This window comes from Candidatus Zixiibacteriota bacterium (genome assembly GCA_035574315.1).
Lineage (GTDB): Bacteria > Desulfobacterota > Binatia > UBA9968 > UBA9968 > DATLYW01.
Genome location: DATLYW010000013.1, coordinates 41,123 through 56,064, shown reverse-complemented (window position 1 = coordinate 56,064; position 14,942 = coordinate 41,123). Strand labels below are relative to the sequence as shown.

The window sequence follows — 14,942 nt, the reverse complement described above, 5'->3', positions numbered from 1 at the left end:
CCATTACAAGCTCAAGATCAACCCGCCGAACCAGGAAGAGTTCAAGGAAATTTTCCGGCGAATATGCGAATCTTATGGTCTGGAGTTCTCGGACGACCTGATGGCGCATCTGCTCGAAACCTTCTATCAGAAGCACAAGATCCCCTTCGCCGGGTTTCACCCGAAATTCATCGTGGAGCACGTCATCGCCGCGTGCAACTATCTCGGGGCTCCGCCTGCCATCACGCCTGAGCTGCTGGCCGACTCGCTCGAGAACATGGTTATCCTGCCCACCCCCGTGTCCCAAGACTAGCCGGCCATGACAAGACCGCTCGCCTTACTCATTCAGTCGGCGGAATCTTCTCTACCGAGCCTCATGAAGATGCTCGAGGCGCGCGACTATTCGGTCCACGTCAGCCGTTCGCTGGAGGAGGTGGAGCGGATCTTCAATGTCTTCCCGGCAGATCAGATCAAGCTGGTCTTCGCCGACGTTTTCCTGTGCCGCGGTCCGTCCTGGGACGATCTCTTTGGGCGGCTCAAGCAATCCTCCACCGAGCTCGCCCTCGTCTGCTATCACCCCGACCATATCCAGGCCCTCTACAGCCTTCTCGGCCACCATCCTTCGCAGGCAAGCTCCCAAGCCGAGCCGGTCCAGACCGTAAAGACTCCGTTGATGATCGGCGAGACACCGCAGTTCCGGGAGGTTCTCAATCTTGCAAACCGCTACGCGATGCACGACATCACGGTGCTGGTGACGGGAGAGACCGGCACGGGCAAGGAGGTCATGGCGCAGTATATTCACTCGCTCGGCCCGCGCGCTGACAAGCCCTTCGTCGGCTGCAACATGACTGCGATTCCGGAAACCCTCGTCGAAAGCGAGCTGTTCGGCTACGTCAAAGGCGCGTTCACGGGGGCCGACCGGAACAAGAAAGGGCTGATCGAAGCGGCCGAGGGTGGAACTTTGTTTCTGGATGAGATCGGCGACCTCGCTCCGGCAATCCAGCTCAAGCTGCTCCGCTTTCTCGAGACGCGGCAGTATTACCGGGTAGGAGAGGCCACCCCGAAGACCAGCGACGTGCGCATCATTGCGGCAACGAACAAGGAGCTCGAGGAAGCGATTCAGGGGAGCGGATTCAGGAAGGACCTCTATTTTCGGTTGAACAGCGCCCGCATCATCCTTCCGCCCCTGCGCGAGCGCAAAGAGGACATTATCCTTCTGGTCGCCAATTTCGTCTACCAGGCCTGTAAGCAGTATCGCAAGCCACTGAAAAAGCTGAGCAGCTCGGCAAAGACGCTGTTCCTTGACTATCCGTGGCCTGGAAACATCCGGGAGCTCAAGAGCGTGATCGAAAGCGCCGTCATGGTTTCGGACGGCGACTACATCACGATTACAGACCTGCCCATGAATCTTCAGCACTGGGCGGCCGGGCACCGAGATGAAATCGGCACGAAAGCCATCCGCAACATCGAGGAGGGCGAAAAAAGCATCATTTTGGACGCTCTTCGTCAGACCAACGGCAACAAGGCCAAGGCCGCAGAAGCGCTCGGCATCTCCACCAGGACGCTTTACCGAAAGATCGAAAAGTTCGGGATTCCGGCCTGAAACGCTCTTGCTTGCCCACACGGGCCTTCTGTCAACCCGGATTTCGCTGCGAAGGGAGCTGCCCCGTGCGCCCGGCAACCGCGGAATCCGCGTTCAAAGCTGGGGGATTCTTACGTGTTTTCAGGGAGATATCGGCGTTGCGCCTGGTACAATTTTGTCCGATATGAACAGAATTGTGGTAACTATCTAGGATTTTCTGGCCAAGATCGACGTTAGGTTGCTGAAATTACGAAATTTTTCCTAGCAGCAGCGCTGGCAGTCCTTTTGCAACCATCCGGAGATGGCCTTCCTGCTGGGGTAAGCGATGCTGTCAGCACAAAAAGAGGAAAAGCACCTGCACCTGGTCGCGTCGAACCCGACTGTCCCCCAAGGTGGCTCGTTCGCCAAAATTGTGGGCTCGATTCAAGGATTGCAACAACGCCTCCACCATTTTTCCCTGGATGAGCTCACCCAAGCGGATGACTGCTGCAAGATCCTGAGCGCCCGCATCTCCGCGATCGCCGAGAAGCTCGACAAGGTGGTGCGTATTCATCGGGCCATGGCCGAGGCCGAGGCCGCCCTCCGGCAGCTAACGAACGAAGATCTGGATTTCCGGTTCAGCGGGAGCGAAAAGGAGGTTCAGTCGGGGGCACCGAACAAATTGATCCGCTTCCCGCGACCGACGGCGGCGGATATCTCTCGGACGGATCCGATACCGGAACCCGACCCCCCTCCTGCGGTCGAGAAGCCGGACGAGCCCGCGCCGGAAGTGCGACTGCCCGGCTCTGACGAGACGCCATCTTACTCCGGATTCATCGTCGCCGATACCGCCGAAAGACGCAGCCCGGGCGGGGCAGCGCGCGATTCCATGTCCCAGGCGGAGTTCGATCGCCGTTTATTGGACGAGGTTATCAAGGACTACGGCGAGTTTGTCGCGGTGTCGAGCGTCCCCCCTTCGGTCGAGGATCGCCCCAGGGCGCTTGCGCCCCGGTCACCGGAGGTTTTGGTGGAGACGCTCTCCCCTGCCTCCAGGCACCTTCCCAGTCTGCGAAGAGAGGGTGAGATCAACCGCCAGCTCAAGGAAATCATCAAGGACTACGGGGAATACGACCTTTACTCGCGCCAGAGCTCCTTCAGCCTGAAGATGGGTGTTCTCGGCGCGTTCCTGCTCATGGGAGCCGTATTTTGCGGCTTTTATTTTTTCTCGTCGCCCCCGCTTGCCGGCCCGGTGTCGACCTCTCCTCCGCCCGCCGTAGAGCGCACCGCGCCCAAGGCAGCGGAGCCGCCGGCCGCCCCCGCTCGCGAACCTCAGGAAGGCCGTCCAAACCAGCCGGGGCTTCCAGTCGAGATCCTCCCGTTCAAGTAAGGCGAAGACCAAAAGGGGCAAAAAACGATGAAGAACGAGCTGCAGAACCTGACCGATGACATCTCGCGCCTTTACGAGGAAATCACCCAGAAGGCCGAGTCCCTGGGACAGATCGACACGATCGCGCGGCTGTATGACGAGCTGCAGGCCCAGTTGCAAAACATCTCTCTGGAGGAAGTGGACCTGCTGCAGAGCCAGATCAAGTCGACGCTGGAGCAGATGGTCGGAATCAGCAGGAGCCTGGCGGTCATAAAGACGCTGAAGGTGACGCTGAACGGTCACGATGACGCCGCCGAGCAAGTCAAGCGGACCCACACGCCGACCGGCGGCCGACGCCCGCTGGAGGAGCGTTGATCGCCACGCCGGTCAACGGCTGACGCTATGCAGGGAAACCTATCGCAAATCAGTCTTAACGATATCCTCCTCCTGGCAACGGGAGGGAAGAAGACCGGGGTTCTCAGGCTCTCGCGCGGCAAGGAGACGGTCGAAGTCTACCTCAACGAAGGCAACATCGTTCACGCCACATGCCCGATCGGAGACGGAGAAAAGGCTCTCCTCTATCCGGTAACCTGGGGGGAGGGAACCTTCGCGCTGCTGCCCAATGGCTCGCCTCCGGCCGCGACCATCCAGAAATCCCCCGCCGAGATTCTCGGCGAGGTGCAGGCGATGACCCGCGAATGGGAAACGATTCTCGAGGTCATTCCCAACGGCAAGACGGTCTTCCGGATCGCCGATCTGGGCGAGGATCAGACCGGGCCGATCACCGTGCCTCACGTCGGCTGGCGGGTGCTCAGCAAGATCGACGGTTCGCGCACCGTCCAGGAAATTGCCGATTTGCTCCGGATCCCCTATGCCTATACCGCCAAGGTGATCTTCAATCTTTACAAATCGGGCCTCGTCGAGACCGTGACTCCCGCCGCCCGGTCTTCCGGCAACCTCGTGCCGCCGGCGGTCTTCCAGAAGATCGCGGCCGCGCTCACCGAGGTCATGGGGCCGATGGCGCCGCTCGTGCTACGCGATCAGATCGAAGCGCTGGGCGAGTCGGAAGAGAGCTTCCCCGACGCCAGGCTCGACGAGCTGATCGGGCTGCTTGGACGCGAGATTCCCGACGGAAAGCTTCGCCACGCCTTCGAGGAATCGATGCTCCAGGAGATGTCCAACTTCAAGCGCTTCTAAGACGAACTACTCATCGCACGGGAGGGACCAATGCCCCAGGAGTCTCTATCGTTGGACCACGCCAAACCCAGCAAGCCCGTCGTGATGCCGTGGCACGGCAGGGGTCTCAAATGGAAGATCAGCATGGCCTTCAGCGGTCTGATCCTTTTCCTCGGCGCGCTGGTGATCGCGATCGTCTACCATCTGACCGGTACGGCCCTGAAGAAGCAGGTCGACCTGCGGGCCAACGCGATCGCCACCAACTTGAGCGACGCCGCGGCCGGTTACGTTTCGCGAAGGAGCTTTCTTGAGCTCGACGCGCTGATCGCCAAGTATGGAAGGCTCGAAGGCGTCGCCTACGCCTTTATCGCCGATCCGCGCGGTGACGTCGTGGCTTCAAGCCTGCAACCCTTTCCCGCGGAGCTGAAAGAGCCCGAGGGAACCGAAAAGAGGCTCCCCCACTCGCGCGTCACCAGCGTTCGCGGCAAATCCGTATTCGAAACCCGCGTTCCTCTGCTCGACGGCCAGCTGGGGGCCGTCTACATCGGTCTGTGGGCGGACGCGGTGAACCAGGACGTTCAGGGCACGCTCTTCCCCATCGTCGGCTTGATCGCAGTATGCCTGATGGCGGGCATCGCCATCTCGATCGTCATCGCCAGCCGGACCATCAAGCCGATCCTGGAGCTGAAGGCCACCGCGGACGACATCAGCCGCGGCCATCTGGAATCTCCCGTGTCCGTCCAGTCGGACGACGAGGTAGGGGATCTGGCGCGTTCGCTCGAGCGCATGCGCGCGAGCCTGAAAGCCGCCATGATGCGCCTGAACAAAGCGTAGACCGTCCCGTAATCCCCTGGAGAAGGAGACGAGAATTATGGAGCTATTGATGAAAGCCGCAAGGTGGGCCTGGGTGTCGGCCGCGCTGCTTGCGATCGGCGCGACGGACGGCGGAAGGCCGACGAGCGCCTCGGCTGCCGGCGCCCCCACGCTGCAGAAAGTCAACGTCGCCTACAGCTCGATTTCCGGCAACAACACTCCCCTTTTCGTCACCCACGAAAAGGGATTCTTCCGAAAGCACGGGCTCGACGTCCAGGTCATCCTGATCGAATCGGGCAGCACGACGGCGCAATCCTTGATCTCCGGCGACATCGCCTTCGCACACATGGCCGGGGCCGCGGTTTTGCAGAGCAATCTTCGCGGCTCGGACGCGGTCATGATCGCCGGGGTCATCAATACGCTCAATTTCCAGCTTTTCACCGACAAGAGCATCAGCCGGCCGGACCAGTTCAAAGGCAAATCCGTGGGCGTTACGCGCTACGGCTCCTCGACCGATTTCGCCATGCGGTACGCCCTCGAGAAATACGGCCTCGACGCGGATAAGGACGTGGCGATTCTGCAGCTCGGAAATGTTCCCGCGCTGCTCTCCGCCATGGAAGCCGGCAAGATCCAGGGGGCGATGCTCTCGCCGCCGACAACGCTGCGGGCAAAAAGACTCGGTTTCCCCGTCCTGGCCGACCTGCAGATGCTCGGCCTCGAGTACCAGCACACCGGCATCGCCACGACGCGAGCGCTGATCCGCTCCAAGCCCGACCTGGTCCGCGCTTTCATGCGCGCTTATGTCGAGGGCATCCACTACGCCAAGACCCACCGCAAGGAGACCGTCGAGATCCTCGCCAGGTACATGCGCACCGATGACCGCGACGTGCTCGACGAAACCTACGAGACCACGATCGCCAGTCTGGTGCCCCGCAAGCCCTATCCCACGCTGAAGGGCATCCAGATCATGCTTCGCGAGCTCGCCGCCAAGGAACCCGCCGCCAGAACGGCAAAACCCGAGCAATTCGTGGATTTGACTTTCGTCCAGGAGCTGGACAGCTCCGGCTATATCGACCGCCTGTACAAGACGGCTGCGGTTGCCTCGGCGCCGCGGCCAGAGCCGCCCCAACCCTCCCCGGCGCCGGCGCGCATCGCAACATCCTCGAAATCCGAAAAGGCCAGAGCGGCGGCCGGCGAAGTGAAAGCCGTTCCGGTCGCGCGCCAGAACCAGGAGCACGAAAAACCAGCGACGCAGGTCGCCCGGGCCGTCAAGCCCGCTCCCGCTTCGGAGCGTACGGCCGGTGCCCAGACCTACATCGTCAAGCAAGGAGACACCCTCAGCAAGCTCGCGGAACGCTTCTACAACTCCATGAACAAATGGGAGAAGATCTACGAAGCGAACCGTGACGTCGTGAAGAATCCCAACTACATTTACATCGGCATGAAGCTCGTGATCCCGGCCGACGAGGCGAGTTAGACCGACAGTGCCCCGCAAACGCAAACGGGCCGGACGTTGTTCGACGTCCGGCCCGTCCTTTCGTGCCCTCCAGACTACGCCTTGCGAGCTGCTCGAGCTTCGTGCTAAGTGCGTCCCATGCCGCCCTATCTTCCTACTATTGCGCTAAAAAGCCCTGCCTCGAATCCTCTCGAAGACGGTGCCTCCACACAAGATCCAGGCTGATCTCACATGCAGCCGAATTTCAAATATTTCCGCTTGGTGATGACGGCTTTAGCTCTTCTCTCCCTCCTCTTCAATGCCGCCTTCCTGTGGAGCTCCAGAGACGCTCTTCGTCAAGGTTATGGAGATTTCCTAGCCTTTTATGCAGCTGCGCGGCTATTGAAGGCTCACGGCGGCGGTGACTTGTACAACCTAAAAACCCAAGAAGCCTTCCAGAAACCTTTCGAGGCCTACAAGCAGCGCGGCTGGCCGCTGCCGTATATTCATCCGCCGTTCGAGCTCCTGTGGCTTTTGCCCTTCACGGCCCTCGCTTATCCGCAAGCCCTGGCTGCCTGGCTCACGACGAATGTTATCCTTGTTGTTGCTACATTTGCCCTTCTAACGCGAGAAGTCGATGTCTCGTCACGTCTGATGTTTGCCTCAATGTTCGCGGGTTTTTTCCCCGTGACTTTCACGTTGTTCAATGGTCAGGACTCTATTATCCTGTTGTTCCTCATAGCTGCCGCGTGTGCCCAGCTCGAAAAAAACAAGGACAATATTGCCGGAATACTCCTTGGATTCGCTTTGATCAAGCCTCAACTGATCTTCGCAATCCTGCTTCTTCTGCTCTACAAAAGACGCTGGCGATTCTACCGCGCCTTCGCCGCCACCGCAATCGTGCTCGCCGTGGTTTCCATCGCGCTTGTAGGCCCCGAGGGCGTCCGGCGCTACATCGACTTGCTAATCACTCTCGATGCCACCCAATACACGATTGCGGCCGCAAGAATGTCCAATATCCGCGCCTTTGTCGAATTCGCCCTTTCCGTTCCCCCGCCAGCCGCCAAACTCGGAACTGGGCTACTCACGGTGGGGTTTTTAGCTTTCCTGCTGTACAAATCGAGAGGAAATGCAGATGCCGAAGCGGAAGTTCTTGACTTACAGATAGGCTTGGCCGTGGTAGTCGGTCTCGTGACCTCCTACCACGCGCATCTTCATGACTTGAGCTTACTTCTTGTTCCAATCACGGCGCTCACGCGACGCATACTGCTCGGCGAAAGGCCGCCGGGACCTTCGGATCGATGGTTTCTCTTCCTGACGCTCTGCTTCTGGGTTCCGTTTCCCGGGAGCTTTCTCCCATTAATCGACCGGGGACAGCTACCCTGGCTTTTCTTACCGCTTATTTCGTTCGCCGCTTTTATCACGCACCGTCTCGATCACGAGCGTTGCCGTTCCACTCCCCGTCGTCAGCGGAAACTGGGATCATGCTAGACGACCGAATACCTCGGAAGCACTCAAAAATACCGCTTTTCCCTAGCGGAACAGCAAAGACCTACCGATTGCACTGGCCCAGCGCTTTGCCTTTTTACTCTCGGAGTCAACGAGACCGGTCGATGGTCACTTCTTGCCCGCAAGCTCCTCGTCGATCACGGCCGCGATCGCCTCCACCGGCTGGGCTCCGGCCATTTCGCGGCCATTGATGAAATAAGTCGGGGTACCGGTGATGCCGAGAGCTGCGCCCTCGTTGACATCCTCCTGGACGGCGGCCTTGAACTTCCCGCCGCTGACGCAGCTCTCGAAGGCCTTCTGATCGAGACCCAGCTCCTTCGCATAGGCGTTTAAATCGGCAGAGCTCAGTTTCGCCGAGGTATAGAGCCTGTCGTGATATTCCCAGAATTTCCCCTGCGCGCCGGCGCAGCGCGCCGCTTCCGCCGCCTGACGCGCTTCCGGATGGATGCTGTCCAGGGGCAAATCCTTATGGATGAGCCTGAGCTTCCCATTGTAGCGCGCAAGCAGCTCCCTGTAGACCGGTTGAATCTTCCGGCAGAAAGGACACTGAAAGTCTTCGAATTTCACGATCGTGACGGCGGCCGTCTCGGGCCCCTTGGCGGGAGCGCCCTTGACCAAGACCTTGGCGCGATAGACCGGCGGTGGCTCGAGATAGCTCGTTATTTTGGCCTTCGCCCTCAGCGAGTCGACGTACTGAGCCTTCCGCGCGTTAATCTTTTGATTCTGGAGGTATTCCCGGACCTGCGGACGGATCTTGTCCAGCTCCACCGGCAGGCGGGCTTTGTTCTGCTCGTAGAAAGCCTTGATCTCGTCTTCCGTCGTCGGCAGGACCTTCGAGTTCACTTCCCGCTCGAGGAGAGTCGCCACGGAAATTCCGAGCCTCCTGGCCTCCTGCGTGAGAAGAGTAGCACCGATATACTCGTCGAGTTTTTGCTTCTCTAGCTGATAGAGCTGGCGTCTGAGATTCTGGAGCTGTTTTCCCCCCGCCCGATCCACGTCGGACCGCGTGATGACTGTCCCGTCGACTTCGGCGAGTTTTTCCGAGTCGCCGGCCCGGTCGCACCCCGATTCCAGCAATCCCAAGAAGACACTCAAAAAAACGAGACTGAGCGGGTGAATCAATCTCATTCTAAAACTAAAAAAAACCGGAGGGCCGCTCATCCCATCCGCGGCCTCTCCGGTTGTCTCTACTCCTTCGACACGACCCAGACGCGGTCGGATCAGTACCCTTTCTTCTCTTCCCGCACAAGCTTGTGGGAGAAGCACAGGCTAGTTTTAATGTCTTCACGGTTAAGCTTCTCGCCGCAGACTACATCCGCCCTTATCCATTTGGGGCTCCCTTGATCGTTGAACTCCTTCGGTCGGATTTTCGCCCAATTCACGATCTTCGTCGGGTTCTGTGGATCGCAATTGCCGCCCCCACCGATAACGGGAACGAGCCACCAACGGTTAGGAAAATCTGGTGCCTCCTTGGTAAAGAAGTCCGCGGCTTCCTTCAAAGAACTGTTGACCTGCCCTCTGTTCTGGCAAATGTAGGTACCGATGTCTATTTCACCGTCGATCGGATGCCCCGAACAAGTCCTGGATACTTGGAAGAGGGCCTTGATATCGGAAGCCCCAGAGGAGCAATCCAGAAACGTGGTCCAGCAGGAGTTTTCGCCTTGGCCGCTCTTGGTCGGATGCTGAAACTTTATTTGCCTTTCCTCTATCTTACCATCGGGATTCGGGCAAACGCTGGACCACAGCGCAATCGGAATCGCTGGCTTCGACTGGATGACCGCGACCGCGCTGACGTTGACGTCCGCTGTCCCCGCGGCAGAGATTCCAAAGAGATTCAGCAGTGGCGTGAGGAACACGGGAGTGGTAATCGACGTTCCCCCTTCCAGGGCGACTCTCACTCCATTGGCAGTGGCGATGTTGGAAGAATAGTTTACGATCTGATTGCTATCGAAATCGTACTCGATGTAACTGACATTAGCGCTCCCAATCTTGTTCGTGCCGCTCTCGACGTAGGTGTTGGTCGTATTGAACCCGGCCGCCCGTTTTTCAACCTGAGCCGCGTCCCACGACGGCAAAGCGGACACTGCAGCCAGCGCTGCCGCATCGACCGCCGCCTGGCCCTGGTTTCGAGTATACGTGAGTTGACCTGTGTCCAGACCTAACCCGACCATGATCAGGAGGAAGACGATGACCAGCGTAACGAATACGATCACCGTTCCCCTCTCGTTGCTTACGGTCTGCATAGAACCTCCCCGAAGTCCCGACCGGCGCCTATGTGGCCGGATACGTACCGGTTGCGCTCACTGACGTGCAGGCGGTCAGCGTGGATCCCGCTCCCCCGTTCGTCGTGGGTTGAAATTCGTAGCGCATCCGGGTCGCCCGGGCGATCGTGATTGCGTCGGGAGGCGTAAAGCCCAGCAGCGCAATCAACCGGTAAAGAAAGAAGTTATAAGTTCCTTCCGCGCTGACCTCCACGAATTTCGAGCAGTCCGGCGAACCGTTGCCGTACAAGGTCACCGTGACTTGCCTGTCGGCAGGGTCCAGCAATTCCGGCAGGTTGTCGTAAACCTGAGCCGCCAGAGTTCGTGCCTTGGTGTCGTCGAGCAGGTCAGTAGCGGACGCGACCCGCGCGCCGTCGCGCACGGCGTTCTGAGTAAGATGCCCGGTGAAGATCGCCACGCCGAAGTCGAACGGAACGTACAAGGCTACCAGGATCAGCGGCGTCATCAGCGCGATTTCGATAATGCTCTGCCCTTTGAGGTTAAAGAACCGGCGCATAGCAAACCTCGCCAAGCGGCTTCAGCACCCGTGTTCCCAGCGCATCGACGTCTCGCGCGTGAGCGTTTCGCTGTCAAAATTTCCCGATGCGCCGAAAAAGCGCAGCAACTCGTAAAAGAAGAAATTGTAGTTCCCCTGTACTCTGACGATCACCCTCTGATTGCAGGTACCGCCGCTACTATCCAGCGTCACGCTCACTCGGGCCCGGGAAACAGGCATGCAGCTCGTACCTCCGCTGCCCGGATCGCTCAGGAGCGCCGAAGGCAGCCTCTGACAGGTCACGTTCACGACCTCGCTGGCGTTGAAGGACGGCATGGCCGACCCGATCCTCGCTCCTTCCCGGGCGGCATTCGACATGAGCTGGCCTGTGAAGAACGCCAGGCCGAAGTCCGCCGGAATCCAAGCGATAACTAGCATCAGCATAAAAATGAGCGTGAACTCGACAAGGGCTTGTCCCTTGCTGGCTTTCCTGGCACCGCGGTCCGCATCTCCACGGTTGGAAAGAACAGCAGCGCAACAACACGGATTTCTAGACATGGAGCCAACCGGCAACAGGCGTGATTTCAGCCCTTTTCGCGAGAGTGACGCGATCTTCCTCATCAGAGTGGCTACCCGATATGGCTCAGCCTCGTATCCTTGAGATCGTCGATCGCGGAGGTCTCGACCAGTGATATTTCCAGCTTGTCGCCGACTTCGGTTCGCGATTTTTTCAATGTCCCGCTCGGCAGCTCGAGAACGCTGTAGCTCCTCAGGTACACGCCGCTGATGCGATAAGGCAGCAAGCCGGAGACGACGGCCAGCACCACGTTCGATTTATCCAGAAACACCACATCGATCGGGAACTTCATTCCGATCGTGTGAATCCCCTTGCTGGGCGTCAGCCAGAGAGCCTCTTCCGGCGCCAGATTCGATCGCTTCAGCAGCCCGATCAATCGGGTCAGAAAATTATCGGCTTTTCGCACCTTGGTTGCCAGCCAGGTCTTCTTGGTCAGATTGATTACCGGCACGACCTCCCTCGACTCTACCTCAACGGGTTGGCCAACGTTTTCATGATCTGCAGCCCCGCCGGCCCCAGCACGAGAATAAAAATCGCCGGAAGGATAAAGAACACCAGCGGAAAGATCAGCTTGATCACGGTTTTCCGGGCCGCTTCCTCGGCCGCCTGACTCCGTTTGTCGCGCATCGTTTCCGCGTAAACACGGAGCGAACGCGCGATGCTTCCGCCCAGCTCTTCGGTCTGCGTCAAGAACGTGATCAAGGCCCGAAATTCGTCCACCCCGCACCGTTCCGCCAAACGGGTGAGGGCTTCCTTACGCGGCGCCCCGGCCTGCATCTCCTGCGCGGCCAGCAGCAATTCTTCTCCGATCGCGAGGCCTTGCCCGGTTTGCTCCCGCGCGACGCGGTTGATCGCCGCGTCGACGCCCATACCGGCCTCCACGCAAACCACGAGCAGATCGAGTGTGTCGGGAAGGGTTTCCCGCATTTCTAGCACTCGGGCCTTGGCCTTGCGGCGCACCGTGATGAGCGGCAGGACGTAACCGATCAACGCGCCCATACCACCCAGCATCAGCACTTCCCCGAAAGCAGCGTTCGATAGGACCGCGACCAGTAGCGCGCCGAAACCGAACGCCAGGCAAAGAAATATGCGGAGGCCCCAGAAGATCCGCACGGCACGGCTCCCGCGGTACCCTGCCTGGTGAAGCATTCTCGCGACCGAAGACAGTCGCTCGGGAATTTCCCGGCTCCCGAAGAAAAAGGTCGTGACCCGTTCCCAGAAGGTTTCTTCCTCGCCCGCGTAAAGCTTTACGGGGGCAGGTCTGGCCTGACCCCGGATGTTTTCCAGCCGCTGTTGAATGATTTCATCCGCCACCGGCGCCCGCGATGCCAGGGTTAGATAAACGATCGCGGCGATGAACCCGAAAACGCCCAGGGCGATCAGTACTTCCATTGAAGACCCCGCTTCTTAGATGTGAACCTTGATGAGTTTTCGAAACACCAGGATTCCCAGAACCTCCAGGACCAACGCGGCCGCGAGCATGCCTCTTCCGACCGGGTGAGCCAGCATCTCGTTCATCATCACCGGCTCCCGGACGAACATGAAAACGGCCAGGAACGGCGGTATCGAGCACACCACCCAGGCGCTCATGCGATTTTGCGCGGTTATACTCTTGATCAACCGCTCGATCCGGAAGCGGTCCCGGATAATGTTCGACAGCTTGGTCAGAAGCTCGGCGAGGCTCCCGCCGACCTCTCGCTGTACCAGAAGCGCCGTGTTGAACAGCCGGACCTCGGGAAGGTTTATGCGCTCCTCGAATTTTCTCAGCGCGTCGTTCAAGGGCAGGCCCAGGTTGACCTCTTCGATGAAAACCGAGAATTCCGTGCCGATCGGATCGGGCATTTCCTTCGCGACGTAAACCATTGCCTGGGTCAGCCCCAGACCCGCCTGGAGGCTTTGGCTTATCATGTCCAGCCCGTCGGGCATCTGTTCGAGAAACAATCGCAGTCGTTTCCAGGTAATGTACTGCAGATAAGCGTACGGGACGAAGAACGCGACCACCGCGAAGAGCAAACCTAACAGAAACGGCTTGCCCACGATCGCCATCATCAAAAACGTCACCCCGAACGCTCCCGCCGAGCACATCAGGAAAGTCATGGGGGTCATGTCGACGTTGGCTCTTTCGAGCAGGAGATCGATCCTCCGCATGATCGCGAAGCGCCCGAGCAGTTCGTTGAGCCACGGCGTGTCGCTGTAGACCGAGCTTTTCAAAAGGCTCTGGATCTCGCTTTTCGACGCGTGGGCCATCCGCCCGATCGAGGACAACCTCCGCCTGATCCTGGCCTGCGGAGTATCCTGCACGGCCATGGGCAGCATGAAAAGGATCACGATCAGCGACATGGCCGAGAGGAACGTGAACAGCGCGATCAGAAAGAGACTCATAACGCCCTTTTCTTTCCGGTCAGAGAAACCGGCAGGAAGTGAGTGTTCGGAATCTTGAACCCATGCCGTTCCAGCCGGTCTATGAACGACGGCATTACGCCCGTCGCAACGAACTCACCGATAATCTTCCCGTTTTCCACGCCCCGCTGTTCGAATTTGAATATGGTTTGCGTCGTGATCGTGTTTCCTTCCATTCCGGTCACTTCGGCGAACTCCACGAGCTTGCGGCTGCCGTCGCTCAATCGCGAAAGCTGAATGATGATGTCGAGCGCCGACGCGATCTGCTCCCTCAAGGCCCGCTCCGGCAGAGCGATCCCCGCCATGAGCATCATGGTCTCCAGGCGCGACAGCGCGTCGCGCGCGCTGTTGGCGTGAATGGTGCTGATCGAGCCGTCATGGCCGGTGTTCATGGCCTGCATCATGTCGAGCGCTTCGCCGCCGCGGACCTCGCCGACGACGATTCGGTCGGGACGCATACGGAGCGCGTTCCGGACCAGGTCGCGTTGGGTCACCAGACCCTGCCCTTCGATGTTCGCCGGCCTCGTCTCCAGACGGACCACGTGCTCCTGCTGGAGCTTCAGCTCCGCGGAGTCCTCGATGGTCACGATGCGCTCGTTCTCCGGAATGAAGTTCGAGAGACAGTTCAGCAGGGTCGTCTTGCCTGCGCCGGTCCCGCCCGAAACCAGAATATTGAGCCGCGATTTGACGCAAGCCGCCAGGACCTCGGCGATCTGGGCCGGCAGCGAGTTGAACTGAATCAGGTCGTTGATCGTGAGCCGTTCCGCGCCGAACCGCCGAATCGACAGGATCGGCCCGTCGATCGCAAGCGGCGGAATGATCGCGTTGACGCGCGAACCGTCCGCCAGACGCGCGTCGACCATCGGAGAGCTCTCGTCGACCCGCCGGCCGACTCGAGTAACGATCCGTTCGATGATTTGCAAGAGATGCGCGTCGTCGCGGAAACGAACGTCCGTCTTCTCGAGCTTGCCGTAGCGTTCCACGTAAACCTGACTGTGCGTGTTCACGAGGATGTCGGAAATCTCCGGATCCTTCATCAAGGTTTCCAGCGGACCCAACCCGAACACTTCGTGCTGCACTTCCATCACGAGGCGATCGCGGTCTGCCCGGCTCAGGGGAATCGCCTCGGCCATGACCATGTCTTCCAGGATGCGGCGAATCTCCACGCGCACCCGCTCCATCTCCAGATTCGAAAGCTTCGTGAGATCCAGGGTGTCGATCAGCTTACGGTGAATCCGAAGCCGCAGGTCCTGGAAGATCAATTCCGGATTGGACGGCTGCAGGGATCTCACGGGCGACCTCAGGTTGTCCATCGCGCCGGTCCGATCGCCCTCCCAGCGCTCCTTGTCGGTCTCGAAAATCGGGTTCT

General features: G+C 59.4%; 16 protein-coding genes. 8 read left to right on the top strand and 8 right to left on the bottom strand.

Features of this window, described 5'->3' with window-relative positions; all coding sequences use genetic code 11:
* From VNN77_03880 to VNN77_03845, 8 genes are all read left to right on the top strand, one after another.
* Window positions 1-292: hypothetical protein (locus tag VNN77_03880; protein ID HXG50531.1), on the top strand; the 292-nt coding region annotated here is incomplete at its 5' end.
* 63 nt (window positions 293-355) lie between these two features.
* Complete coding sequence (locus tag VNN77_03875) at window positions 356-1,582, top strand: sigma-54 dependent transcriptional regulator (protein ID HXG50530.1); 1,227 nt, start codon at window positions 356-358, stop codon at window positions 1,580-1,582.
* A gap of 304 nt (window positions 1,583-1,886) precedes the next feature.
* Window positions 1,887-2,927 carry a hypothetical protein gene (locus VNN77_03870; GenBank protein HXG50529.1) on the top strand — a complete coding sequence of 347 codons (1,041 nt, stop codon included), beginning with the start codon at window positions 1,887-1,889 and terminating at the stop codon, window positions 2,925-2,927.
* Between the two features lie 27 nt (window positions 2,928-2,954).
* Window positions 2,955-3,281, top strand: coding sequence for a hypothetical protein (locus VNN77_03865; protein ID HXG50528.1), 327 nt, complete (start codon window positions 2,955-2,957; stop codon window positions 3,279-3,281).
* Window positions 3,282-3,308: 27 nt separating this feature from the next.
* Window positions 3,309-4,103, top strand: coding sequence for a DUF4388 domain-containing protein (locus VNN77_03860; GenBank protein HXG50527.1), 795 nt, complete (start codon window positions 3,309-3,311; stop codon window positions 4,101-4,103).
* 51 nt (window positions 4,104-4,154) lie between these two features.
* Window positions 4,155-4,916: a HAMP domain-containing protein gene (locus VNN77_03855; protein ID HXG50526.1), complete on the top strand. Its 762-nt coding sequence runs from the start codon at window positions 4,155-4,157 to the stop codon at window positions 4,914-4,916.
* 49 nt (window positions 4,917-4,965) lie between these two features.
* Window positions 4,966-6,372 (top strand): ABC transporter substrate-binding protein, encoded by a 1,407-nt coding sequence (locus VNN77_03850; GenBank protein ID HXG50525.1) that lies wholly within the window; start codon window positions 4,966-4,968, stop codon window positions 6,370-6,372.
* Between the two features lie 210 nt (window positions 6,373-6,582).
* Window positions 6,583-7,821: a glycosyltransferase family 87 protein gene (locus VNN77_03845; GenBank protein HXG50524.1), complete on the top strand. Its 1,239-nt coding sequence runs from the start codon at window positions 6,583-6,585 to the stop codon at window positions 7,819-7,821.
* Window positions 7,822-7,947: 126 nt separating this feature from the next.
* Here VNN77_03845 and VNN77_03840 read toward each other — a convergent pair whose 3' ends face one another.
* The 8 genes from VNN77_03840 to VNN77_03805 all read right to left on the bottom strand — a co-directional run bounded on the left by VNN77_03840 (window position 7,948) and on the right by VNN77_03805 (window position 14,886).
* On the bottom strand, window positions 7,948-8,967 hold the full coding sequence (locus VNN77_03840) for a thioredoxin domain-containing protein (protein ID HXG50523.1): 1,020 nt from the start codon (window positions 8,965-8,967) through the stop codon (window positions 7,948-7,950).
* 92 nt (window positions 8,968-9,059) lie between these two features.
* Window positions 9,060-10,082: a pilus assembly protein TadG-related protein gene (locus VNN77_03835; protein ID HXG50522.1), complete on the bottom strand. Its 1,023-nt coding sequence runs from the start codon at window positions 10,080-10,082 to the stop codon at window positions 9,060-9,062.
* A gap of 28 nt (window positions 10,083-10,110) precedes the next feature.
* Window positions 10,111-10,617 carry a TadE/TadG family type IV pilus assembly protein gene (locus VNN77_03830; GenBank protein ID HXG50521.1) on the bottom strand — a complete coding sequence of 169 codons (507 nt, stop codon included), beginning with the start codon at window positions 10,615-10,617 and terminating at the stop codon, window positions 10,111-10,113.
* A 21-nt stretch (window positions 10,618-10,638) separates the two neighbouring features.
* A complete protein-coding gene (locus VNN77_03825; protein HXG50520.1) occupies window positions 10,639-11,154 on the bottom strand; it encodes a TadE/TadG family type IV pilus assembly protein in 516 nt (171 codons plus the stop codon).
* Window positions 11,155-11,225: 71 nt separating this feature from the next.
* Window positions 11,226-11,624, bottom strand: coding sequence for a DUF192 domain-containing protein (locus VNN77_03820; protein HXG50519.1), 399 nt, complete (start codon window positions 11,622-11,624; stop codon window positions 11,226-11,228).
* A gap of 14 nt (window positions 11,625-11,638) precedes the next feature.
* Window positions 11,639-12,565: a type II secretion system F family protein gene (locus VNN77_03815; protein ID HXG50518.1), complete on the bottom strand. Its 927-nt coding sequence runs from the start codon at window positions 12,563-12,565 to the stop codon at window positions 11,639-11,641.
* Window positions 12,566-12,580: 15 nt separating this feature from the next.
* Window positions 12,581-13,555: a type II secretion system F family protein gene (locus tag VNN77_03810; protein ID HXG50517.1), complete on the bottom strand. Its 975-nt coding sequence runs from the start codon at window positions 13,553-13,555 to the stop codon at window positions 12,581-12,583.
* A complete protein-coding gene (locus tag VNN77_03805) occupies window positions 13,552-14,886 on the bottom strand; it encodes a CpaF family protein (GenBank protein HXG50516.1) in 1,335 nt (444 codons plus the stop codon). The genes VNN77_03810 and VNN77_03805 overlap by 4 nt, the downstream gene beginning before the upstream one ends.
* Window positions 14,887-14,942: the final 56 nt, after the last annotated feature.